20 protein-coding genes are annotated in these 23,575 nt (G+C 47.7%); 9 read left to right on the forward strand and 11 right to left on the reverse strand.

The annotated features are described in order from the left end of the window. Window positions 1-42: 42 nt before the first annotated feature. A complete protein-coding gene (locus tag DXT99_RS05290; RefSeq protein WP_115564497.1) occupies window positions 43-651 on the reverse strand; it encodes a hypothetical protein in 609 nt (202 codons plus the stop codon). Window positions 652-772: 121 nt separating this feature from the next. On the opposite strand from DXT99_RS05290, the gene DXT99_RS05295 reads away from it, so the two are divergent. Both DXT99_RS05295 and tal read left to right on the forward strand, forming a co-directional pair. Next, window positions 773-1,504 (forward strand): ROK family protein, encoded by a 732-nt coding sequence (locus tag DXT99_RS05295; RefSeq protein ID WP_115564498.1) that lies wholly within the window; start codon window positions 773-775, stop codon window positions 1,502-1,504. Between the two features lie 241 nt (window positions 1,505-1,745). Continuing rightward, complete coding sequence (gene tal, locus DXT99_RS05300) at window positions 1,746-2,861, forward strand: transaldolase (protein ID WP_115564499.1); 1,116 nt, start codon at window positions 1,746-1,748, stop codon at window positions 2,859-2,861. Between the two features lie 132 nt (window positions 2,862-2,993). Here the strand turns inward: tal and DXT99_RS05305 are convergent, their stop codons facing one another. From DXT99_RS05305 to DXT99_RS05315, 3 genes are all read right to left on the reverse strand, one after another. Further along, window positions 2,994-3,506, reverse strand: coding sequence for a hypothetical protein (locus DXT99_RS05305; RefSeq protein WP_115564500.1), 513 nt, complete (start codon window positions 3,504-3,506; stop codon window positions 2,994-2,996). A 179-nt stretch (window positions 3,507-3,685) separates the two neighbouring features. Then, window positions 3,686-5,059 carry a dihydrolipoamide acetyltransferase family protein gene (locus DXT99_RS05310; protein WP_115564501.1) on the reverse strand — a complete coding sequence of 458 codons (1,374 nt, stop codon included), beginning with the start codon at window positions 5,057-5,059 and terminating at the stop codon, window positions 3,686-3,688. Between the two features lie 148 nt (window positions 5,060-5,207). Continuing rightward, complete coding sequence (locus DXT99_RS05315) at window positions 5,208-6,467, reverse strand: competence/damage-inducible protein A (RefSeq protein ID WP_115564502.1); 1,260 nt, start codon at window positions 6,465-6,467, stop codon at window positions 5,208-5,210. A gap of 67 nt (window positions 6,468-6,534) precedes the next feature. Between DXT99_RS05315 and DXT99_RS05320 the strand changes: the two genes are divergently transcribed. Continuing rightward, on the forward strand, window positions 6,535-7,266 hold the full coding sequence (locus tag DXT99_RS05320; protein WP_115564503.1) for a DUF4197 domain-containing protein: 732 nt from the start codon (window positions 6,535-6,537) through the stop codon (window positions 7,264-7,266). Between the two features lie 144 nt (window positions 7,267-7,410). Next, a complete protein-coding gene (locus DXT99_RS05325) occupies window positions 7,411-8,691 on the forward strand; it encodes an erythromycin esterase family protein (RefSeq protein WP_115564504.1) in 1,281 nt (426 codons plus the stop codon). A gap of 165 nt (window positions 8,692-8,856) precedes the next feature. Here the strand turns inward: DXT99_RS05325 and DXT99_RS05330 are convergent, their stop codons facing one another. The 7 genes from DXT99_RS05330 to DXT99_RS05360 all read right to left on the reverse strand — a co-directional run bounded on the left by DXT99_RS05330 (window position 8,857) and on the right by DXT99_RS05360 (window position 16,317). Then, a complete protein-coding gene (locus DXT99_RS05330) occupies window positions 8,857-9,870 on the reverse strand; it encodes a calcium/sodium antiporter (RefSeq protein WP_317048124.1) in 1,014 nt (337 codons plus the stop codon). An 82-nt stretch (window positions 9,871-9,952) separates the two neighbouring features. Then, window positions 9,953-10,660: a YebC/PmpR family DNA-binding transcriptional regulator gene (locus DXT99_RS05335; protein ID WP_115564505.1), complete on the reverse strand. Its 708-nt coding sequence runs from the start codon at window positions 10,658-10,660 to the stop codon at window positions 9,953-9,955. 208 nt (window positions 10,661-10,868) lie between these two features. After that, complete coding sequence (locus DXT99_RS05340) at window positions 10,869-11,501, reverse strand: ABC transporter ATP-binding protein (RefSeq protein WP_115564506.1); 633 nt, start codon at window positions 11,499-11,501, stop codon at window positions 10,869-10,871. Next, window positions 11,491-12,282 (reverse strand): acyl-ACP--UDP-N-acetylglucosamine O-acyltransferase, encoded by a 792-nt coding sequence (lpxA, locus tag DXT99_RS05345; RefSeq protein WP_115564507.1) that lies wholly within the window; start codon window positions 12,280-12,282, stop codon window positions 11,491-11,493. The genes DXT99_RS05340 and lpxA overlap by 11 nt, the downstream gene beginning before the upstream one ends. Next, window positions 12,279-13,673: a bifunctional UDP-3-O-[3-hydroxymyristoyl] N-acetylglucosamine deacetylase/3-hydroxyacyl-ACP dehydratase gene (locus DXT99_RS05350; protein ID WP_115564508.1), complete on the reverse strand. Its 1,395-nt coding sequence runs from the start codon at window positions 13,671-13,673 to the stop codon at window positions 12,279-12,281. The genes lpxA and DXT99_RS05350 overlap by 4 nt, the downstream gene beginning before the upstream one ends. Window positions 13,674-13,837: 164 nt before the next feature. Beyond that, entirely contained in the window at window positions 13,838-14,866 is a 1,029-nt protein-coding gene (gene lpxD, locus DXT99_RS05355) for a UDP-3-O-(3-hydroxymyristoyl)glucosamine N-acyltransferase (protein WP_115564509.1), read from the reverse strand. 218 nt (window positions 14,867-15,084) lie between these two features. Continuing rightward, window positions 15,085-16,317, reverse strand: a complete 1,233-nt coding sequence (locus DXT99_RS05360; RefSeq protein ID WP_115564510.1) for an HD domain-containing protein — start codon at window positions 16,315-16,317, stop codon at window positions 15,085-15,087. Between the two features lie 194 nt (window positions 16,318-16,511). Here DXT99_RS05360 and porX point away from each other — a divergent pair, with 194 nt between their 5' ends. The 5 genes from porX (at window position 16,512) to DXT99_RS05385 (ending at window position 23,574) form a co-directional block, all read left to right on the forward strand. Next, on the forward strand, window positions 16,512-18,074 hold the full coding sequence (gene porX, locus DXT99_RS05365) for a T9SS response regulator signal transducer PorX (protein ID WP_115564511.1): 1,563 nt from the start codon (window positions 16,512-16,514) through the stop codon (window positions 18,072-18,074). Beyond that, complete coding sequence (tsaE, locus tag DXT99_RS05370) at window positions 18,067-18,513, forward strand: tRNA (adenosine(37)-N6)-threonylcarbamoyltransferase complex ATPase subunit type 1 TsaE (protein WP_246000454.1); 447 nt, start codon at window positions 18,067-18,069, stop codon at window positions 18,511-18,513. Before porX ends, tsaE begins: the two co-directional genes overlap by 8 nt. 1 nt (window position 18,514) lies before the next feature. Continuing rightward, window positions 18,515-19,741, forward strand: a complete 1,227-nt coding sequence (locus DXT99_RS05375; RefSeq protein ID WP_115564513.1) for an alanine dehydrogenase — start codon at window positions 18,515-18,517, stop codon at window positions 19,739-19,741. Between the two features lie 738 nt (window positions 19,742-20,479). Beyond that, on the forward strand, window positions 20,480-21,181 hold the full coding sequence (locus tag DXT99_RS05380; protein ID WP_246000457.1) for a polysaccharide biosynthesis/export family protein: 702 nt from the start codon (window positions 20,480-20,482) through the stop codon (window positions 21,179-21,181). Between the two features lie 53 nt (window positions 21,182-21,234). After that, complete coding sequence (locus DXT99_RS05385) at window positions 21,235-23,574, forward strand: GumC family protein (protein WP_115564515.1); 2,340 nt, start codon at window positions 21,235-21,237, stop codon at window positions 23,572-23,574. Window position 23,575 lies beyond the last annotated feature (1 nt).

A 23,575-nucleotide genomic window follows, 5' to 3' on the forward strand; every position in this document is an offset into this window, starting at 1 on the left:
AGGGAGCGGCCGGTCTTGTTATAGATTCTCTTCAAGGCATGCCTAATACCTCTCAGGTGTTGCCATCAACTGCTTTACCTCCTCTTTATAACCTTGCAGCACATCAGCAAGGCCTTCTTTAGTGGCGGCATACGTTATCTCCACCTGCTTATCCCCCAGGTGGTAAGACAGCAGTCCCTGGTCTTCCTCCGTCAGGTAATAAAATTTGAGAGGCTCCGTGGCTGTAGATACAGCATAGCTTCTGAAGGTGAAGTCGTTGGTGATACGCTGCTGCGTGGGCGGGCGGTTGTCGAGGTAGCGCTGCGTTACAACGGTGTCTAAATGAATGTTGCTTTCAATTTGGTAGATGCTTTTTATATCTCCCTCGGTCAATTGCCAAATATCTACCTGGTGATTTCCAATAGTTTGGCTGCTGTGGTTGGCTTTAGACAGATCAAGGCTGGCTGCAAGCTGAAACAGTTGCAGGTCATTGGCTACTGTCTCTACCGATGGAGTTTGTGTGCTGTTGTCGCTGATAAAGTAGCGGTTATCCTTCTCAAGCCGCGCAAAATCTTGCTCAAGGTCCTGCTGCATGCGCAGTGATGGCCCAACGGCTAGCATATAGGTGAAGAACAGCGGAAACAGAAGTGATAAAGAAGTTAACATAGCCATAGTGTTTGCTTCTACTACTCAAATGTTGTGCCTATTGTTATGCAAGCTTAAAGTGGTTGTACTGTGGCCATAAGTGAGATTTTATATTTATCCTTCCCTTCCCCTTCCCGTAAGTAATTTTATGAAAGAAATCATGGACGAACTCAGCATCTTAACTATCGATATTGGTGGCTCGCGCATCAAAGCTACGGTTCTAAACCAGGCAGGGCAACTTCAAACAAATTACATAAAAGCAAACACCCCTTCGCCGTCCTCTCCGGAAAACGTACTGGATGCTACCAAAAACCTGGTAAAGGAATTCTATGACTATGATCGGGTATCGGTTGGGTTTCCGGGTTATGTGAAAGATGGCGTCGTGCTGACTGCCCCGAATTTAGGCACAGATAGCTGGAGGGGCTTTGACCTGCGTCAGCAGTTGATAAGCCTGCTTGAAAGGCCGGTTAGGGTGGTGAATGATGCCGACCTGCAGGGCCTGGGAGTGGTGCGTGGAAAGGGGCTGGAAATAGTGATTACCTTAGGAACTGGCTTTGGTACTGCTTTACTACACAACGGCTATCTGTTGCCCCATCTTGAGCTGGCCCACCATCCTGTAACCAAGAGCAAAGACTATGACCAGTATATTGGTGACAAAGCGATGAAAAAGGCAGGCTTAGAAAAGTGGAATACCCGGATGCAGCATGTGCTGCAAATCCTGCAAACTGTTTTCAACTACGACCATCTATATATCAGCGGAGGAAATGCCGATGAGATCACCTTTAAGCTTGATGAGAATATCACGGTTGTAACTAACTTAGATGGTATTAAAGGAGGGGCCATGCTGTGGCAGGACGAATTTGTCGTATCTAATAGTTAAACTAATAAACTAAAAGCTGTTGCTTGTTACAGTTACCCTCCCTAACAAAACGAATTAAGGGCAGGAACAGAAAGAGTGGTTAAAACTATTTTTTTGATGCACTAGTACGTAAAGGTGTTGACATGACTTGAAGTAACGTAACTGGTTATAAGCTGCTAAAGTACTGATTTCTGTTTTCAAGCAAGCACAGTTTCCAGACGCAGAAAGCATATCAATTTTAAACCAACAAAAATATCAAACTATGGAAAAGAATAATGTAAAGCGCATCCATGATTTCGGGCAAAGTATATGGCTTGACTTCATAGATCGCAAAATAATGGATACCGGTGATCTGCAGAAACTGATTGACGAGGATGGCGTGCGGGGTGTTACCTCTAATCCGGCTATTTTTGAAAAAGCCATCAGCAGCAGCTCCGACTATGATGCTGACATAAAAGAGCTGAGCCGGCAGGAGATGAGCAACGAGGACATCTTTTACAGCCTGGCCGTGCGTGACATCAAACGTGCAGCAGATCTGTTCAAACCAGTTTATGAGGAGGAAGTGAAGGGAGCCGACGGCTATATCAGCTTAGAGGTGTCGCCGCACCTGGCCCGTGACACAGAAGGAACCATCAGACAGGCGCGTGAGCTGTGGAAGGCTGTTGATCGGGAGAATGTGATGATCAAGATACCCGGAACGGCAGAAGGCCTGGCTGCGATACGTACGTGCATCAGCGAAGGTATCAATATCAACGTTACCCTGCTTTTCAGCCTGGACCGCTACGAAACAGTGGCAAATGCCTACATCTCCGGACTGGAGGACCGCGTGAGAGCTGATAAGCCAATTGATCATATCGCTTCTGTGGCAAGCTTCTTCCTGAGCCGTATTGATGTGATGGTCGACCCGGTGCTGAAAGAGAAAGGACTGGACCAGCTATACGGTGAAGTAGCGATTGCATCCGCCAAAAAGGCTTATGAAATCTACAAAAGGGTATTCAGCAGCGATCGCTTTAAAAAACTAGAAATTGATGGAGCGAAACCGCAACGCCTGCTGTGGGCCAGTACCAGCAGTAAAAACCCTGATTTTCCGGACACCAAATATGTAGAGGCGCTGATAGGACCTAATACAGTAAACACCGTCCCCATGGATACCGTAGAGGCGTTCCGGGATCACGGAAAAGCCGAAAATACATTGGAAGATGGCCTGGACAAAGCTACCAGTACTTTATCGCAGCTAAAAGAAGCTGGAATTGATCTGGATGAGATGACGCAGAAGCTGGAGGAAGAAGGAATTGAGAAGTTTAACCAGCCCTACGATAAGCTGCTTGATGCGATAGGACAGCAAAAGAAGAAAGCACTGGCTTCAGGCAACTCTTAACAGTAGCTGGAACAACGACGAATTCGGCAACATGAATATATCACAAAAAAACCTGGGGGTAACCTCAGGTTTTTTTGTGATATATTCAGGAGGCGTGTACGGGAAAGGAATATCCTGAAGCAATAACAAACATTACAGGCGTGCATTATCCACTACAGTCCAGTTGATGTTGCCGTTGTTAACGGTATATTTCAAAATCATGTACCCGCCGGTATGTCCGTCTTCATAGTAGGCCATGGCGTAGCGGTCGTTCAGGATGCGGCTGTCTCGGATAGCCATGGTTCCGCCCAGTGTTCCTTCAGTAGGAATGAGCTGGCGCTGTTTGCGGTTCAGGTCGTTCATGAGGTCTGCCTCAGGGTTTTCAAGTCCTTTTTGCTTTAGCCGCCGGATGTCTGACTCACTCAGCGTGCCCAGTTCATCCACAAAAGCAGCACCACCCGGAGGCACCATTTCCATGGTGTCAGGAGGTAGCATATTATCTTCCAGGGAGTCAATAGCCTGATCCTTCTGCTCCAGTTCTTGGTCAACTTCTTCTATCTGATTATCGGCAATGGCCAGTCGGTTTTCGGCCTCGTTCTTCTGCAGGTAAAAATAAAAGGCCAGAAACAGGAAAATACCTGCCAGTATCCAGGGTAATATTCTCATTGGTATCAGGTGCTTGCGTTGTTGTATTTTGAAGTCGTGAAGATAGGGAAATGTATAAGCGGTAAGATGCAGTGAAGCGAAAAATAATCTTCCCCTTTCTCAAAATAAAATCGCCTGCCCCGGTAAGAGGCAGGCGATCCATTATATATCAAAGTCTTTCTTATTTTTCCTTGACTAATCTATATCGTTTGATCCACGTCGAAATTCTCCAGGTAGTCGGCAACACGGCGTACGAACATGCCACCTAGCGAACCGTCTACCACGCGGTGGTCGTAGGAGTGCGACAGGAACATGAAATGGCGGATGCCTATTAAATCGCCCTGCGGTGTTTCGATTACAGCTGGCTTCTTTGTGATAGCACCTACGGCCATAATAGCCACTTGCGGCTGCATGATAATGGGTGTCCCCATCACGTTACCGAAAGAGCCTACGTTGGATACAGTATAGGTGCCGCCGGATAAGTCGTCTGGCGTTAGCTTATTAATGCGGCCTCGGTTAGCAAGGTCGTTCACTTTCTTCGTCAGGCCGTTCAGATTCAGCTGGTCAGCATTTTTGATGTTCGGCACAATCAGGTTTCCGCTGGGCAGGGCTACGGCCATGCCGATGTTGATGTCTTTGTGGCGGATAATTTTGCTGCCATCCACGGACACGTTGATCATCGGGAAATCTTTGATGGCTTTTGCAATTGCATCGATGAAAATGGGCGTGAACGTAAGGTTTTCGCCTTCACGTTTCTTATACTCATTCTTCCATTTGTTGCGCCAGTTTACGATGTTAGTCACATCGGCTTCCACAAAAGAGGTAACGTGCGGAGAAGTCTGCTTGCTTTCCACCATGCGGTCGGCAATCATCTTGCGCATGCGGTCCATTTCTATTATCTCCACGTTTCCGCTGTAGGAGGCAGCGGGCTTCACGGAAGCCGCCTGGGGCTGTGGTGCGGCGGCAGGTTTTGGCGCTGGTGCTGCAGGAGCATGTGTCTGCGCTTGCGGAGCAGGGGCATTGTTAGCCTGTGTGGTGGCTTGCTGTGGCGCCTCGGAACGATTCTCTACGTACGCCATGATATCTTTTTTAGATACCCGTCCTTCTTTGCCTGTTCCCGGAATATACTCCAACTCCTGCATAGAAATGCCTTCTTCACGGGCAATATTCAGTACCAGCGGAGAATAAAAGCGACCCGATGCAGGCTGGTCTAGTTTTGCTACAGCACCTTCAGTTTGCGCAGAAGCAGCAACGGCCTGCTGTGGAGCCTCCTCCTCAGGAGCAGTAGCAGGGGCTTCGGTGGCAGCAGGGGCAGAAGTGCCAGTGTCCTCTCCGTTGGTGGAGATAATGGCTATAGGAGCGCCAACGGCTACTACATCTCCTTCCTGTACCAGAATCTCTTTTAGTACGCCACCCTCTAAGGCAGGTACCTCGGTGTCCACTTTATCTGTAGCTACTTCCAGCACCGATTCATCCTGCTCGATGGTGTCACCCACGCTTTTAAGCCATTTCAGAACGGTGCCTTCCATGATACTCTCGCCCATCTTGGGCATAACCATTTCTACAAGTGCCATATGTGTCGTTATTCGTTGTGCGTTATCTGTTAGTGGGCATGAAGCATAAAATACAGCAGCAAAGGCTTTTATGTTAGAAATAAGTGAGTCTTCACTTATTTCTAACATAAATTTCGCTCAATTCCCGGACAAAGTTATGAAATTTAGCCTATTCCTCAACGGCGGCCGTTAAACTTTGGCGCACCAGGTTCAATACAGCCGTGGCAGTGTACTCAATGTTGAGCAGCCTATCTTTGTTGTAGTTTAACAGCCTTGTCTCCGTTCTGTCTTTATCGGCATAGGCAATCCAGATGGTTCCCACCGGCTTTTCTGCTGTGCCGCCGCCCGGGCCGGCGATGCCGCTGGTGGCTACGCCGATGTCGGTACCGAACTTCTTGCGTACGTTTTCTGCCATTTCCCTCACTGTAGCTTCACTTACGGCGCCATGTTGCTGCAGGGTTTCCGGCTTCACGTTCAGCTCTCTTGTTTTTACTTCGTTGTGGTACGCGATTACGCTTCCCTGGTAGTAAGCAGAACTGCCGCTGATGCTGGTAATTTTGTGCGCCAGGTAGCCGCCTGTGCAGCTTTCGGCGGTGGCAATCGTGAGCCCGCGTTCTTTTAAAAGCTGCCCAATGGCTTCTTCTAACTTTACCTCACCAAATGCAAAAATGTTATTCGGTATAATATGCGGCAGTTTCTCCACTTCCGCCTGCAACTCCTGCTCAAGTTTTGTGGCATCGCTGCCCGTGCCTGTCAGGCGCAGGCGAACGCCTCCCAGGTTCGGGAGGTAAGCCAGCTTCAGGTGCTCCGGCAGGTTGGTTTCCCATGCCTCTAATCTGTCTGCCAGTATGGATTCAGGTATGCCCACCGTCTGTACCACTTTATGGATGATTTCAGGTGGCTTAAAATAGGTTTTCAGTTGGGGCAGCACAATGTCCGTCATCATGCGCTTCATCTCAAACGGCACCCCCGGCATCGACACAAACACTTTGCCTTCCTGCTCGAACCACATGCCTGGTGCCGTGCCCAGCACATTCCGGACAGCTGTACAGGCCTCCGGCAGAAATGCCTGCTGCCGGTTCAGTTCTGTTACCGCAATGCCTCGTTTTTTGAAGATTTCTGCAATGTCATCCAACGATGGTTCATGCAATTTTAAGGTAGTGTGAAAATAGTCTGCCAGCACGTGCTTGGTCAGGTCATCTTTAGTGGGGCCGAGGCCACCGGTAATCAGGATGATGTCTGCTCTTGTTCTGGCATCGTCCAGAGCCTTTACAATATGGTCGGCGCTATCGGAGATAGAGGTAATCTGCTTCACACGTATTCCAATCTTTGTCAGTTCTGTGCCCATCCAGGCAGAATTGGTGTCCACGATCTGGCCGTACAGAATCTCGTCTCCTATGGTGATGATTTCAGCAATAACTGCTTTCATATATATTTTTGGTCTGATTTATGTGTAGGTTTGGAAAACCGTTTTAAGTTAAAGATGTTCTGTTGATATGAAAAAACTACTCTACACTTCTCTTTTTGCCCTCACCCTGGGCGCCTCTGCCTGTACAGTGGCAGATGTTCAGCGTACCATGGATGGCGTAATGGCTGGCACAGCGGGTGCCCCTGTTACCCAAAATGAAGTAGCCTCAGGCCTGAAGCAGGCGCTGGAGGTAGGAATCAAAAATGGTTCTAACCAGGCTTCTCAAACAGACGGCTACTACAGGAACCCGCTCATCCGGATTCCGTTTCCAGAGGATGTGCAGCGTGTAGAGAATACGTTGCGCCAGGTAGGCTTGGGTAACGAAGTAGATAAATTTATACTGACGCTAAACCGTGGTGCCGAAGATGCTGCCAAAAGTGCAGTGCCGATTTTTGTGAGTGCTATCAGGCAGTTGACCATCGCGGATGCCTGGGCTATTCTGCGAGGCGATAAAGATGCGGCCACCCAATACCTGAAGCGCACCACCTCGCAGCAGCTGTACAATACATTCAACCCGATTATGGTTACGTCCCTGGAAAAAACGAATGCCACCCGATACTACACCGACATCGTGAACCAGTATAACAAGATTCCGCTGACACAGAAGGTGAACCCGGATTTAGATGATTACGCGACGCAGAAGGCCATTGACGGACTTTTTGTGATGATTGCGCAGGAAGAGGCGGAAATACGTGAAAACCCTGTTGCCCGTACCACCGAACTGCTACGCAGGGTGTTTGCGAAAGAAAACCAATCGTAGGCCAAATATATACTATCCTGTGAAAGCACCCGCTCTACATATCAGTAGGGCGGGTGCTTTTTTTGTGGAACATAAACCCTTGAACGAAAGTACAATACAGCAAGCTGCAAAAAGCAGGCACAGCGCCCCTAAAGCGGACATAGCATGGAAGACAAACGATTTAACTATACCAAACTCACAAAAGAGAAGGACTTAGATGTATTAATGGAGGAGATAGGAGATGCCCGTGTAGTGATGCTGGGGGAAGCCTCCCACGGCACCTCAGAATACTACACCTGGCGCACCGCCATCTCAAGAAGGCTGATACAGGAAAAGGGCTTCAGCTTTGTAGCGGTGGAAGGCGACTGGCCGGAGTGTTACGCGGTAAACCGGCTTATAAAAGCTTACCCGAATGCTGGGAGCAAAATTGCAGATGTGCTGCAGGTTTATAGGCGCTGGCCAACCTGGATGTGGGCCAACTGGGAAGTAGCGGCTTTAGTAGAGTGGCTGCGCGATCATAATCATTTGAAAATCGGCAAAGAGAAAGCCGGTTTCTATGGTCTCGATGTGTATAGCCTATGGGAATCGCTGGACCAGATCGTGAATTACCTGGAAAGTATTGACGGACAAGCTGCAGAAGCTGCCCGCAACGCTATCAATTGTTTTGAGCCTTTTAAACGCGACCCGCAGGAGTATGCACGGGCTACTGCTTTTGTACCCACAGACTGTGAGAATGAGGTGATTGAGATGCTTCAGCGGGTACAGTCTCGGAGAGTTTATTCCGAGGATCCGGAAGGCGAGTTTAACACAAAGCAGAATGCGCTGGTGGCGGTAAATGCAGAGAAGTATTACCGGGCTATGATGCGGGGAGGCGGGGACTCTTGGAACGTGCGCGACAGCCACATGATGGAAACCTTAGAACGTTTACTTGAATTTCATGGTCCGGAGTCGAAAGGCATTGTATGGGAGCATAATACGCACATCGGCGATGCCAGCTATACAGATATGGCGGAAGATGGTATGTTCAACATTGGGCAGCTGGCCCGTGAGCGATATGGCCGGGATCAGGTGAAACTGGTAGGCTTCGGCACCTACCAGGGCACCGTAATTGCGGGAAAGTCCTGGGGTGCCCCGATGCAGAAAATGGATGTGCCACCAGCTGTAGAAGGCAGCTGGGAAGACATACTTCACCGCATGAGCACCGACGATAAAATTATCCTTTCCAGAGATTTGCGACACGTGCCGGAGCTTCAGCAACGCATAGGGCACAGAGCCATAGGAGTAGTCTATGAGCCAAAGTATGAAGCGTTTGGCAATTACGTGCCCACCGTTATCCCGGAGCGCTATGACGCCTTTATTTTCTTTGATGAAACAGAAGCCGTGCATCCACTCCGCATGAAATCCCGCGGGGCTAAAGAACCCGACCTCTACCCATGGAACTACTGAGCGCGTAGCGCTCAATTATGAGTGATGAATTTAGAATTATGAATTGGAAATGAGGATCAGTAAATGATAAAAAATTACTTCCTGATTTTATGCGGTATCATACCAATTGCATGAAGCTATTTTCCATTCATAATTCAGCATTCATAATTTATAATTCAAAATAAATCACCCTCTCATTACCAGAAAGGTGATGTAGCTGACGTAGACCAGCAGGAAAAAGACACCGTTCCAGCGGTCGATGGCGTTTCTCTTGCCGATGGGCATTGCCACAATAAGCAAGGTGCTGGCAAAAATCATCATCACGATATCAGAATTGCTCACTACATCAAAAGGTAAGGGGTTGATGAGGGCACTGATACCTAGTATCCAGACGAGGTTAAAGATATTAGAACCCACCACGTTGCCTACTGCGATGTCGATGTTTCGGCGGAAAGCAGCCATGGCAGAGGTAACAAGCTCTGGTAAGGAGGTGCCGATGGCTACCACCGTAAGCCCGATAAACGATTCGCTTAGCCCAAATGATTGCGCTATGTGCACTGCTCCGTCCACCACCCATTTCCCTCCCAGAAACAAACCAACAACTCCCAGCAGTATAAGCAGCACCGACTTCCTAACTGACAGGAGCGGGGCATCGCCCTCAGCATGCGGTATCACCTCATCTTTGTTTGTTTTGGCGATGTTGTAGATGTACACCATAAAAAGCACAAAGAAGAAGAGTAGAATGGCGCCATCCAGTCGGCTGATATACAGTTCGTCCGTCTTATTCAGCAGCGTGGCATTGGCAAGAAAACCAACCAGCAGCGTGGCTATAAGCGAGAAGGGGATTTCGGTAAGGATGGTGCTGCGACTAATAGGCAAAGGGCAGATAATAGCTGTAACACCCAATATGAGCAGCAGGTTGGCTACGTTACTGCCAAATACATTTCCGATAGCCAGCTCTGACTGCCCCTGTAAGCTCGACAGCACGTTGATGATAAGTTCCGGGAGTGAGGTGCCGAAGGAGACAATCGTTAGCCCAACTATCATATCTGAAAGTCCGAAACGCTTGGCAATGGAGGTGGAACCTTTTACCAGCACATCAGCACCTTTGATAAGCAGGAAGAAACCAATTACAAATAAGAAGTATAGAAGCATGTCAGGGGAGTCGTGTTTGTCTGTTTTCTTGTTACCTGTCGGCAAGTACTTAGACCAAGGTTAAAAAAAGATGGCTGCTCATAGCCTCTGAAGCTTTGAGCAGCCATTTATGCTGATGAACGCAGGGTTATTGCATGTTGTGGTAAACCGCCTGTATATCGTCGTCTTCCTCGAAACGCTCAATCAGGTTCATTACTTCTTCTTCCTGCTCCTCCGTTAATTCGGTTCTGGTTGTCGGGATGCGCTGCACATCGGCACTCACTACCTCCAGCCCTTTTTCCTCCAGCCCTTTCTGCATGTTGCCGAACTCGGTGAAAGGTGTTTCAATGATGATTTCCCCCTCATGCTCGTATATCTCCTCGGCACCAAAATCTATCAGTTCCAGCTCTAGTTCGTCCAGGTCAACGCCTTCAGCATTGATTTTAAAGATGCCTTTGCGCTCAAACAAGAAGTCAAGGGAACCGGTTTTGCCTAAAGTGCCGCCTCCTTTGGAAAAATGCATACGCACGTTGGCAACGGTACGGTTCAGGTTATCGGTGGCGCACTCCACTACCACAGCAATGCCATGTGGGGCGTAGCCTTCATATACTACTTCTTCGTAATCTTTCTCTTCTTTAGAAGATGCTCTTTTAATGGCTGCCTCAATACGGTCTTTCGGCATGTTCACGCCTTTGGCGTTCTGGATGGCCGTGCGCAGTCGTGAGTTAGTGTCAGGGCTCGGGCCGCTTTCTTTCACGGCCATTACTATCTCTTTGCCGAGGCGCGTAAAGGCCTTCGACATTTTATCCCAGCGTTTAAACTTTCGGGCTTTTCGGAATTCAAATGCTCTTCCCATGGTATGAGTTAAGTGTAGATTACAAAGTTAGGCAGCTTACGCGTAAATTGATAGTAAATTCGTTGTGCGTTGTTCGTTTTTGGTTATTTGTGTTCACTTACACATATAATTTCTCCATTGCCTTATTTCTCTGTCTAGGAGTAAAGAGGTGACAATACGACTAAAGATTTAGTACAAATAGGGAGCCCGAACAACGAGCAACGAAAAACTACTTCCTGGAGGAGTTATGATAATCTGAAATGAGGAGGTGGTGTTTGCAGAAGCTGTACTCATGCTGAATATTGGAAGCCACAATGATCAGGCGGCCTTCCTGGTTCTGTGCTACATGTTCCTGGTACCAGGCGACACCTTCCTGATCCAGGTTCGTGGTTGGTTCATCCAGCAGCAGGAGAGGGGTATCAGAATAGATGGCCAGGCCCAGTTTCAGGCGCTGCTTCATACCTGATGAGAAGTCCTTCACAAATTTATTTTTTGCTCTCTGCAGCTCCATGCGGTCTATGAGTTCCAGGTGGGAGAGCTGGTGGCGAAGGGGCTTAAAGCGGGTGTGGAACTGGAGCATCTCCAGCAGCGTAAACTCCTCCACCAATTCCAAGTAAGGGGCTGTAAGCGACAGCTGCCGGTAGGCTTGGTCGGGAGCTAGTGCTTTATGCTCCAGGGTATAGGCTATCTCGCCCTCGCTGTGCATGTTGTACCCGGCAATGGTTGTAAGAAGAGTGGATTTCCCGGACCCGTTACGCCCCAGTATGGCATAAGAGCTCCCCGACTCAAAAGTATAAGTCAGGTTCCGGAAAATCCACTCGTAATTATAGCGTTTACCTAATTTGCTTAGGTTAATTTGCATCTTTGGCAAAATAGCTCTTGATGATACCGCGGCCCGAATTGCGCACAAAGTTCAGTATCTCGTCGCGCTCATTGCTTGGAGCCAGTTCTAATTCAATCTTATCCAGCGCCTCAGTATAGTTCATGCCGCTCATAAACAGGAGCCTGTACACATGCTGTATATCATTGATCTGCTCGCTGCTAAAGCCCCGGCGGCGCAAGCCAATCGAGTTAATGCCTGCATACGTAAGCGGCTCGCGCGCTGCTTTCACGTAAGGAGGAACATCTTTACGCACTAGGGAACCGCCGGAAACCATGGCGTGTGCCCCAATCTTCACGAACTGGTGTGCCGCACTGGAGCCTCCAATGATGGCGTAGTCGCCCATCTCCACGTGTCCGCCTAGCTGCACAGCATTTACCAGGATACAGTTATTGCCTATAATGCAGTCGTGGGCAATATGGGCGTAAGACATCACCAGGCAATTGCTGCCCACTACGGTCTTCATTTTATCAATAGTGCCGCGGCTAACGGTTACACACTCCCGGATTACGGTATTGTCACCGATAACGGCGGTAGTGTCTTCGCCGGCAAACTTCAGATCCTGGGGAACAGAGGAAATAACCGCACCCGGGAAAATTTTACAGTTTTTGCCGATGCGGGCGCCCTCCATAATAGTTACGTTAGGGCCTATCCAGGTACCTTCGCCAATTTCAACATTTTTATAGATTGTTGAAAAAGGCTCTACTACTACGTTCTGCGCGATTTTAGCCTCTGGATGTATGTATGCTAATGGCTGGTTCATGCGTCTTTTTTTACTATGCTTGCCGACATTTCGGCTTCCATTACCAGTTGCCCGGCTACGAAAGCTTGGCCAGACATTTTGGCAATACCGCGCTTTATAGGCGCCAGCAGTTCACATTTGAATATGATAGTATCGCCCGGAATTACTTTTCGCTTAAAGCGGCATCTGTCTACGCCAAGGAAGTAAGTCCAGTAATCTTCCGGATTATCCACAGTGCTTAAAACAAGGATACCTCCCGTCTGGGCCATGGCCTCTATCTGTATAACACCTGGCAGAACCGGGTTGCCCGGGAAGTGCCCCTGAAAGAAGGGCTCGTTTAGGGTGACGTTCTTCACACCAGTCACGGTGGTCTCGTCTAAATGTATGATTTTGTCAATCAGCAGGAAAGGATACCGGTGTGGCAAAGTTGCCGCAATCTGGTTAATATCCATGACCGGCTTCTTTTTTGGGTCGTAAGTCGGCACGTTTTTGATGGCCGCTTCGCGAATCATCTTCTTTACCTTTTTAGCAAAGGCCACATTGGCGGCATGACCCGGTCGTGCCGCTAAGATCTGGCCCTTAATTGGCCGACCTATCAGGGCAAGGTCACCCATCAGGTCGAGTAGTTTATGACGGGCTGGCTCGTTTTTAAAGCGCAAATCGGTGTTGTTCAGCACTCCTTCTTCCTGCACCTGCACCTTCGGCTTCTTCAGCAGCTCTGACAAGTAAGAAAGTTCTTCATCCTTCACTACCCGATCTACAATCACAATAGCATTGTCTAAATCGCCTCCCTTAATAAGGTTCTGCTTGTAAAGCGCCTCCAGTTCGTGCAGGAACACAAAGGTGCGGCATGGAGCTATCTCCCCCACAAACTGGGAAAGATTGGTGATAGAAGCGTGTTGACTGCCTAAAACAGGCGAATTATAGTCTACCATGGCCGTGAGGCGGTAGTCATCGAGTGGCAGGGCCACAATTTCCACGCCCCGGCTCTCATCTTTATAAGTAATGCCTGAGGGTATCTCAAAGTAATTGCGAAGGGCATTCTGCTCCTGAAACCCAACACTCTGCAACGCCTTCACAAACTCAATAGAGGAACCGTCCATGATCGGTGGTTCCGGGCCGTCGAGTTCTATCAGGACATTGTCAAGTTGGAGACCAACAAGTGCCGCAAGCGTGTGCTCCACCGTATTTACGCGTGCGCCGTTCTGCTCAATGGTTGTACCCCGCGACAGATCCACTACATTGTCGGCATCGGCGTCCACTATCGGTTGGTCAGGCAAGTCAATGCGCTGGAACTTATAGCCATGGTTGATAGGAGCAGGCTTAAAGGTCATGTTAGAAACTACGCCTGTATGCAGCCCAATGCCCGATACAGTTACCGGCGCGTTAATAGTATGCTGTTTATCGTTCATTCACGTATCTTAGTCGTGTTAGGTGCTTACTTTCAGAACAAGAGCGGTAGTCCATGTAAAGCATTACAGGACCTTTTCCATTTGTTGCCGTTGCAAACTTAAGATATTATATAAGCTATTACCACTTTTTATTCTGAAAGTAGCAGGAGCATGCGCTGGTCCGGCTAATTGGCCATTTTATCTTTCAGCAGTTCCAGTTCCCGTTGCAACTCAGGTAATTTGCGGAATACTGCCATGGCGCGCAGGTTCTGCTTATAGTCGAAAGCAGGGGAGCCCTGTATAATCGTGCCTGTCTCTTTTACAGACTTGGATACACCTGACTGGGCGCCGATGGTTGTTTTGTCGGCGATGCTGATGTGCCCTACAATGCCTACCTGGCCGGCAACAACACAATTGTTACCTATTTTAGCAGAGCCGGATATTCCTGTCTGTGAAGCTACAACAGTGTTCGCGCCAATCTCTACATTGTGCGCAATCTGTACAAGGTTATCTATTTTGGTGCCCTTGCGGATAACAGTAGAACCCATGGTGGCACAATCAATGGTGGTGTTGGCTCCGATGGATATATCGTCCTCCAGCACGACATTCCCAATCTGGGGGATTGTCTTATAGGTGCCGTCAGGCTGAGGAGCAAAGCCGAAACCATCGCTGCCTATTACAGCCCCTGAATGGATGGTGCAGTTACTTCCTACAACTGTATTGGCGTACAGCTTAACCCCTGCAAAAATAGTGGTGTTGTCGCCTATCTGCACATTATCCCCAATATATGCCTGTGGAAAGATGCGCACATTATCTCCTATTTTACAGTTGTGGCCAATATAAGAGAAGGCGCCACGGTAATGGTTGTCGCCTATCTGGCTGTCCTTCCCTATAAAACAAGGCTCTTCTACGCCTGTTTTAGCGGCAATCAGGGCCTGCTGGTAGTACTGTAGCAAAGAGGAAAAGCTGGAATAAGGGTCAGCAACGCGTATAAGAGCAGCAGAAATAGCTTTTTTTATTTCCAGCTTATCAGATACAATAACAGCGCTTGCGTTTGTGGAATATAAAAATGCCTCGTATTTGGGGTTTGCTAAAAAGGCAAGAGCGCCTGTGTTGGCCTCTTCTATTTTAGCTAATGTGTTGACTTTCGCTGACTTGTCTCCTTCTACCGTGCCCTGCAGCAGGTCAGCTATCTGTTGAACAGTAAATTCCATTTTGTAAAATTAGAGCAAAAACTTAAAAAGGCTAATGCTTGGGGGGTGCAAACTTAACAAAAAAACACAGCGGCCTTTACCAGGAAGAGAACATTTATACTCATAAGGTTGCACGCGCAGCATCCTAAAGAATATCACCTTAGTAAGTTATATTCAGTCTGGATTTATAAAGCCTTCATTCTTTACACTATCCACTTTCCCTGGTGCTGAACAGAATCTTATAGCGTAGCCACCTCTTTGGGGTAACACACGTAGTATTTCTCCACCTTCGTGCTCAAAGCCCGGATGCTGGGCAGGTCAGAGGCATCGGCTACATCTACTATATAGCCGGATTTGGTGAGCATGTTGATGGTCTGGCCCTCTACATCGTAGGCGTTATTGCTTATTTTGCCTGATATCATCAGATACTTTACCTCGTCTTCGCTTACGTCAAATTTTTCCTGCACCAGTTCGCTTATCCCCAGCAGCATGTCCTCTTCAATAGGCTTGCTCGAGATAATAACTTTAAAGAGCCGGCGGCTCAGGATGCTGTTAGAAAGGAAGGAGAGCACCTTGTCCGGGTGTGCGGCCCACAATTTAATGCCGCCCCAGACGTCGTGGTCATCCAGGCTCACGAAGCGCTCCAAAATGCTGTTGTCTTGCTTAAAGTCCTGCATCGTGAGGTCGGAAGCGAGGAAGAACCTGAGGTTGGGGCTGGCTGGCACTTCCACGCCCTGCTGCATAAGCTCACGAGCCCGCTGCACTACGCGCAGCACCATGTTTTCGGCGCTTATCACGGTCTTATGCAGGTATACCTGCCAGTACATCAGGCGGCGGCTCACCAGAAAGTTCTCGATGCTATAGATGGCCTTTTCCTCTACCACCAGCTGGTCATTGGCCACATCCAGCATTTTTATGATGCGATCGGCACCAATTTTGCCTTCATACACACCCGTGTAAAAGCTGTCCCGGTTCAGGTAATCCAAGCGGTCCACATCCAACTGGCTCGACACCAGCTGGTGAAAGAACCTGCGCTCGTACTTGTCTTTGAAAATATCTATGGCCAGGTTCAGTCTCCCGTCAAAAGCCTCGTTCAGCATCTGCATGATGTGCAGGGAGAGGTCCTCGTGGTGTACGTTTTTGAAGATAGCCGTTTCCAAGGCATGTGAAAAAGGACCGTGCCCGATGTCGTGCAGCAGGATGGCGATCAGCGACGCTTCGAGTTCTTTATCGTTTATTTCGTTATTTTTACTTTTTAATGTTTGCAGCGCTGTATCCATCAGGTGCATCGCACCCAGGGCGTGGTGAAAGCGTGTATGGAGCGCGCCCGGGTATACCATCTCCGTCAGCCCCAGTTGCTTGATACGGCGCAGGCGCTGAAAGTAGGGGTGGTTAATGATGTCGAAGAGAAAGTCAGAGGGTACGGTGATAAAGCCGTAGACAGGGTCGTTGAGTATTTTTTTCTTGTTCACCTATTAAATTATTGATTGATAGATGGCTTGATTGTTGGCATATATTATACAATGCCTGCTGTAATAAAAATCAATCAATTGTATGATGATTCCTTTTTATCGTAAGTATTAAGTATAACCTAGTAGCAATTTAAGTATTTAACAATATTTGATTAACAATCAACAACTACCAATTGACAACCAAATAGAAAACTATGCAAAGATACGATATTTTATGGGCTGATGATGAGATAGATTTACTCAAGCCGCACATTCTGTTCCTAGAGGAGCGCGGCTATAACATCACACCCGTGAACAGTGGCACTGATGCCATCGAAGTGTTTCAGGAGAGAACGTTCGACATTGTGTTTCTTGACGAGAACATGCCCGGCATCAGTGGCCTCGAAACACTGACAGAGCTGAAGAATATCCGCCCGATGGTGCCGGTAATCATGATCACCAAAAGCGAGGAGGAGCATATAATGGAGGAGGCCATCGGCTCCCGCATCACGGATTACCTGATCAAGCCCCTCAACCCGAACCAGATCCTGCTGTCAGTAAAGAAGGTGCTCGATAACAAGCGGCTCGTGTCGGAGAAGACAAACATGAGTTACCAGCGCGATTTCAGGCAACTGGGTATGGCCTTCGGCGAGCGCCTGAGCTCGCAGGAGTGGGCTGATATCTATAAAAAGCTAGTATACTGGGAGCTGGAGATAGACGAGACTGAGAATAAAAGCATGGCCGACGTCATCAACATGCAGAAGGATGAGGCAAATTCCAACTTTGCCAGGTTCGTGATGGAGAACTACGAAGACTGGATAAACCAGGACTCGGACGATACTCCGCTGATGTCGCACCGCTTGTTTAAGGAGCGGGTATTCCCGATAATGAAACAGACGGATCGCCCGGTGTACTTTCTGCTAATAGACAACCTGCGCTATGACCAGTGGAAAGTGCTGGAGCCGCTTATCTCGGATTACTTCAGCGTAGACCAGGAGGAGATGTTCTATTCCATTCTGCCGACCACTACCGCTTACGCCCGGAATGCCATTTTCTCGGGTATGCTGCCAACCGAGATTGTAAAAAAATATCCCAACATGTGGGTGGGCGATGATGAGGAGGAAGGCAAAAACCTGCACGAATCCGATTTCCTGGATATTCAGTTTCAGCAGAACAAGGTGACGGATAAGCACAGCTACCACAAAATAACGAATGTGGCGGCGGGCCGTGATCTGCTCAGCAAGTTCAGCAACCTGGATAATAATAAGCTCAACGTTATTGTATATAATTTCGTGGACATGCTTTCGCACGCACGAACCGACAGTAACATGGTGCGCGAACTGGCCCCTGATGAGTCGGCTTACCGATCCATCACAAAATCCTGGTTCCTGCACTCGCCACTTTACGACACGCTGCGCATGATTGCCGAGAAGAAAGGCAAACTCATTATCACCACCGACCACGGTACCATCCGGGTAAAGCGCCCTTTCAAGATTATCGGAGACCGCAATACGAACACGAACCTGCGCTACAAACATGGTAAAAACCTGGGCTACACAGATAAAGATGTGTTTACGGTGCGCAAACCCGAACGATTTTTCTTGCCTAAAGCCAATGTTTCTACTACGTTTGTGTTCGCAATCGGGGATTCCTTCTTTGCGTACCCGAATAACTATAATTACTACGTGAACTTCTATAAAGACACTTTCCAGCATGGGGGCGTGTCGCTGGAGGAGGTCATCATACCGTTTATTACGCTTTCGCCTAAGAATGTATAAAACAGGAGCTCATAAAGCACAAATCCGGATGTCGTCGTTGGCTGACTTGCCAGCGGCGGCTTCTGTGCTTATAGAGGCAGCCGGCCAGGAGCCGATAATTCTCTTTGAAGGTTCGATGGGTGCAGGCAAGACAACCCTGATCAAAGAAATTTGTTCTCAGTTGGGTGTACAGGAGAACGTTAACAGCCCTACCTTTGCGCTTGTAAATGAGTATGAAGCCGCTGATGGGAACCTTATTTACCATTTTGATTTTTATAGGATAAATGAGGAGCGTGAGGCGCTGGATATAGGTGCACTCGAATATTTCGAATCAGGCAGGCTGTGCCTGATCGAGTGGCCCTCGATGATACCGAATTTGTTGCCGGAGCATTATTTGCTCGTAGAGCTGCAACCTGCTGCTGATGGCGAGGTGCGCACCATGACCATAAACCAAGTATAGTATGACGGATAAGTTCGCCGTAGCATTAGAGAAGTTAGCAAACAATCCTGCTCTTTACCCAAAAGAGTCGATGCTGGCAATAGAAGAGAGGCGCCGCAGCTTATTTATCGGCATTCCAAAAGAGTCGTCGTTTCAGGAGAACCGGATTGGTCTTACACCCGATGCCGTAAAACAGCTTTCAGACCAGGGCCATCGCATTTGGGTGGAGACCGGGGCCGGAAGTCCTTCCAAATACTCTGACCATGAGTACTCCGAGGCAGGCGCCAAAATTGTTTACTCTACCCAGGAGGTGTACGAGGCGAATATTATCCTGAAGATAGCGCCGCCTACTTACGATGAGATTGAATACCTGCGGCCAGCCCAGACGCTCATCTCAGCCCTTCAGTTCGGTAACCTGACAGCCGATTATATAAACGCGCTGCTGGCAAAAAAAATTAACGCTATCTCTTTTGAGCTGATCCGTGATAAATCGGAAGCCAAGCCGGTGGTGCGTGCCATGAGCGAGATTGCGGGCAGTACGGTGATGCTGGTGGCGGCAGAGTACTTGAGCAGCAGCAACGACGGCAAAGGAGTTATCCTTGGCGGAATAACCGGTGTGCCTCCCAGCAAGGTGGTAATATTGGGTGCCGGCACCGTGGCAGAACATGCGGCACGCGCTGCGTTTGGCCTCGGCGCCGAAGTAAAGGTGTTCGACAATCATATTTATAAACTGCGCCGCCTGAAGCAGAATGTAGGTACACAACTGTTTACCTCTACCTTAGATAAAACGGTGCTTTACAACGAAATAAAGCAAGCCGATGTCGTGATTGGAGCATTGGTGGCAGAAGAGGGGCGCATTACCTGCATGGTAGAGGAGAGCATTATTGCCCAGATGAACCCGGGGTCTGTTATCATAGACGTATGCATCGATCAGGGAGGCTGTTTTGAAACTTCAGAGTTAACCTCCCATTCTCGCCCGATCTACCGCAAATACGATGTGATTCATTACTGTGTGCCAAACATCCCATCCAGAGTACCGCGCACGGCCTCGCAGGCGCTGAGCAATATCTTTACACCCATCTTTACAGAATTCTCAAAGTATGGCGGCATAAACGAAGTGCTGTTTACGTATGAGCATTACCGCAGTGGTGTTTATATCTATAAAGGCAGCCTGACAAATGGCCACATCGCCAAAAGATTCGGGATGCGCTATAAAGAACTGGGCTTAATGATCGCGGTAAGAAATTAAAAAACACGAGGCTCAATAGTGAGTTGGCCCTCCTAAACACCTGCCTTAGCAGGTGTTTAGGAGGGCCAACTCACTATATGCTTTTACGCTTGTAGCTCAGCACCCACAGTCAGAGCAATCCTTTTTGAGGAAGCAAAATTCAAATTCAGGGCAGCACCTTTACGCTAACGCCTTTCACATACACAACATGCTCTACCCTATACTTTGAGGGCACTCCGCTAACTGGTTTTCTGGCAGTTTAGGTACAGGATGTTTTTAATGACAAGTAACAAAACCAAAACAAAGGGAGTAATAAGTGAAGGTTCATCATCAGGTGGGGAGTAATGCCGTAAAAGGAGGGAAAACTAAAACAAGTTACTATACCAGCCAGCAAGAGATGAATTTAATATCTCCTGTTGCTGTTGTCGCTGCCTGTAACCTGTAGAATGAGAACAACGGAATGTAATTATGGATGTAAAAATCAGATACTTGACACTTAATAAATCGTCAATACATAACCTAGGTTGTCTTGAGAACAGCTTAAGAGTTTTTAAATAAATATTGCCGCTTTTATCCTAAACAACACTTGGAGCAAACTCCTATATATCTTTTTTAGAAGAATTGCGTCTAAATGTTTTGATTTATTCGCCCTTATATTGTTAAATTATAATGAGAATTAGTATTTATTGCATTTTACTCGTGCTTATGTCTTCGTCCTGTACGTTATTAAGGACAAGAAACATCGTCTACTTTAGCGACTTGCCAAAAGACAAACCTATCATTACAGAACAAATAAGTCAGGATAAAGGACCGGTAATAAAACCTGAGGATCTGCTGAGCATTTCTGTGGTTACCCTTAACCCTGAGTCTAATATGTTGTTTAATACGGGTGTTCTGCTGCCAGTTGGTGGTAGCACAGGAATGAGGCAACAGCAGCAGGGAGGTAATAACGACGCTACCCAAGGCTATCTGGTAGATGACCAGGGGTATATAGAATTCCCGGTTCTGGGCAGGGTAAAGGTAGCTGGTTTAACCCGGGAGGAGGCCAATAATAAATTAACCGCTGATCTTCAGGAATATTTGCAGGAGCCAATCGTTAAAGTAAGGTACCTGAATTTCAGGGTAACGGTGATAGGGGAAGTAAGCAACCCTTCTGTGGTAACAGCAATGGACGATAACATGAATATAATAGAAGCGCTGGGCATGGCAGGAGACTTAACGCTCTATGGCAAGAGGGAGGATGTGCTTGTTATTCGGGAAGAGAACGGCACCAGAACAATGGCAAGGCTAAACCTAAATGATAGCAACGTTTTTAAATCCCCTTACTTCAACTTACATCAGAACGATGTAATTTATGTAGAGCCCGATAAGGCCAAAGTGGCCGGAACAGGCTTTGTACGGCGTAACTGGGGGTTTGCAGTCGGAATTGTGTCCACTGCACTGTTCCTTTTTGTTCGATAGGGTGCTTTTCAATACTTGTTTACCAAAACTTAATTTAAAAAGGACGAATAAGAATGTCTGAAACCGAATTAGAATTCTCAGAAAACGAATCTGAACCAGTCAATATTAAAAATCTTATATCTAAATACCTGCGCTACTGGTATTTATTTGTGCTGAGTATTATCCTGTTTCTAGGGGCGGCTTACCTGTACGTTCGTTACACTACTCCCCTCTATAGTATCAGCAGTACCTTATTGGTGAAAGATGACAAGCAGGGGCCTACTATGGCTCTGAATGATATGGGTATGTTTGAGACAACGCAGGGCATCGAAGATGAAATTATCATCTTAAAGTCAAAGAGCCTGATGGAAAGAGCGCTGTCTGAAATGTCTTTGAACGCCACTTATTATGTAGAGGGGAGGGTGAAAACCATTGAGGTATATGGAGAGGAACTTCCGCTTAAGCTAATAACCAGCAAGTTAGACTCTTCGGCTTTTGGGAGATCGCTTACCATTCATATCAAAGATAATACTACGTTTGAACTCGAAGATAATCATGGCAGCGGGACATATAAGTTTGGGCAGGAAATTGAAAGGCCGTACGGAACTTTTACCGTTACTGCCCCCCCCAGAGATTCCCGGAGCGAAAGAACTGTTATAGTTATGCTTCATGATATCCGTAAGCTGGCCAGCCAGTACAACAACAGGCTTATTGTAAAACCTTATGATAACAGCGGACGTGTGCTGGAGTTAAGCTTGGTTGATCCTGTGCCAGAAAAAGGTATAGATATCATCAACAAAGTAACGGAAGTATACGGCAAAGAAATCATTGATGACAAGAGGGTATTAGCTTCCAACACAATAGATTTTATAGATGATAGACTGTTGTATCTCACAGATGAGCTATCTGATGTTGAGAAGGATGTAGAAAGTTATAAGCGGCAAAATGCAGTGACAGATGTTGCTGCCGCTGGTGGTTTATATGTTGCTAACCAGGATGAATATAGCAAGCAGCTGGCTGACCTGGCCATTCAGATTGATGTGTTAGAGTCGATAGAAAGTTATTTGAACAATGAGGAGAATCAGTATGAACTAGTACCTAGCTCCCTTAATATAAATGATCCTACGCTTAATAGTCTGATAGGAAATTTCAATCAATTGCAACTTGAGCGCCAGCGTATTCTGCGTACCACAAGGCCTAATAACCCTATTGTAGCAAGTGTAGACGAGCAGTTAGAGAACCTGAAAGGCAACATACAGGAAAACATACAGAATATAAGGCAAGGCCTTTCTATTACCAGAGAGAGTCTACAGACAAGGGCGTCTGCATCCAGATCCGGGATTCAGCAGGTGCCAACTATGGAACGGGAACTGCTGGAGATTAACCGGGATCAGGCCATCAAGACAAACGTTTACTTATACCTCCTGCACAAGCGGGAAGAGGCCGCCATATCGCTTGCTGCCACAGTGTCTAACTCCAGGGTTATCGATCCGGCTACTGCATCGGGGCCGGTGCACCCTCAAACGCAAATGGTGTACCTGATAGCTTTGCTGGCAGGTATTGCTGTGCCATTTGCAGGCATCACGGTTAAGAACATGTTGAATGATACTGTAGAGCAGACACGCGATGTAGAGCAGGCAACCGCTACTCCTGTGCTGGGAGAGCTTAACAACAGCGGCACCAACGAAACGCTTGTAGTAACACAGGACAGCAGAAGCCCGATAGCGGAGCAGTTCAGGCTAATACGCTCTAACCTGCAGTTCGCCACTGCCGGAAAAGAAAACAAGGTGATTTTGGTTACTTCCAGTATGAGCGGCGAGGGTAAAACTTTCTTCAGTGTGAACTTGGCCTCCAGCCTGGTACTTACGGGCAAAAGGGTAGTTGTGGTGGGCTTCGACCTTAGAAGGCCTGCCCTGACAGAGAGGCTGGGGTTGCCCAATAATCTGGGTATAACAAACTATCTAATCTCTGACACAATGCCTGTAGAAGAAATTCTGCAGCCAATGCCAGATTTGCCGGGGCTGTCTATTGTTGGGGTAGGGCCGGTTCCGCCTAACCCTGGAGAATTTATCATGCTGCCGGAAGTAGGGGAGTTGATAAATGACTTGAAGGCGAGGTTTGATTACGTTATTATAGATACAGCACCAGTTGGGCAGGTTGCCGATGCTTTAGCATTAACCCCTTATACCGACTCGTGCATTTATATGGTGCGCTACAACTATACCAGTAAATCGCAGCTGGCCATTGTGGATGACCTTTACAAAAGCAAAAAAGTGAAGCACCCTATGATTGTACTGAACGACGCTAAAAAGGAAAACGGCAGTTACGGCTACGGTTATGGCTACGGCTACGGCTACATGGAGGAGAAAAAGCCAAGCTGGCGGAAGAAAATGGCTAAAATGTCTTTATGGTAAA

This window comes from Pontibacter diazotrophicus (genome assembly GCF_003367245.1).
GTDB lineage: Bacteria > Bacteroidota > Bacteroidia > Cytophagales > Hymenobacteraceae > Pontibacter > Pontibacter diazotrophicus.

Coding starts and splice junctions, on each gene's coding strand:
- lpxA (WP_115564507.1), bottom strand. CDS start 12,282: ATGAACCAGCCATTAGCATACATACATCCAGAGGCTAAAATCGCGCAG.
- DXT99_RS05310 (WP_115564501.1), bottom strand. CDS start 5,059: ATGGCACTTGTAGAAATGGTTATGCCCAAGATGGGCGAGAGTATCATG.
- DXT99_RS05375 (WP_115564513.1), top strand. CDS start 18,515: ATGACGGATAAGTTCGCCGTAGCATTAGAGAAGTTAGCAAACAATCCT.
- DXT99_RS05385 (WP_115564515.1), top strand. CDS start 21,235: ATGTCTGAAACCGAATTAGAATTCTCAGAAAACGAATCTGAACCAGTC.
- DXT99_RS05290 (WP_115564497.1), bottom strand. CDS start 651: ATGGCTATGTTAACTTCTTTATCACTTCTGTTTCCGCTGTTCTTCACC.
- DXT99_RS05350 (WP_115564508.1), bottom strand. CDS start 13,673: ATGAACGATAAACAGCATACTATTAACGCGCCGGTAACTGTATCGGGC.
- DXT99_RS05340 (WP_115564506.1), bottom strand. CDS start 11,501: ATGCAAATTAACCTAAGCAAATTAGGTAAACGCTATAATTACGAGTGG.
- DXT99_RS05305 (WP_115564500.1), bottom strand. CDS start 3,506: ATGAGAATATTACCCTGGATACTGGCAGGTATTTTCCTGTTTCTGGCC.
- DXT99_RS05325 (WP_115564504.1), top strand. CDS start 7,411: ATGGAAGACAAACGATTTAACTATACCAAACTCACAAAAGAGAAGGAC.
- porX (WP_115564511.1), top strand. CDS start 16,512: ATGCAAAGATACGATATTTTATGGGCTGATGATGAGATAGATTTACTC.
- tal (WP_115564499.1), top strand. CDS start 1,746: ATGGAAAAGAATAATGTAAAGCGCATCCATGATTTCGGGCAAAGTATA.
- DXT99_RS05315 (WP_115564502.1), bottom strand. CDS start 6,467: ATGAAAGCAGTTATTGCTGAAATCATCACCATAGGAGACGAGATTCTG.
- tsaE (WP_246000454.1), top strand. CDS start 18,067: ATGTATAAAACAGGAGCTCATAAAGCACAAATCCGGATGTCGTCGTTG.
- DXT99_RS05335 (WP_115564505.1), bottom strand. CDS start 10,660: ATGGGAAGAGCATTTGAATTCCGAAAAGCCCGAAAGTTTAAACGCTGG.
- DXT99_RS05320 (WP_115564503.1), top strand. CDS start 6,535: ATGAAAAAACTACTCTACACTTCTCTTTTTGCCCTCACCCTGGGCGCC.
- lpxD (WP_115564509.1), bottom strand. CDS start 14,866: ATGGAATTTACTGTTCAACAGATAGCTGACCTGCTGCAGGGCACGGTA.
- DXT99_RS05295 (WP_115564498.1), top strand. CDS start 773: ATGAAAGAAATCATGGACGAACTCAGCATCTTAACTATCGATATTGGT.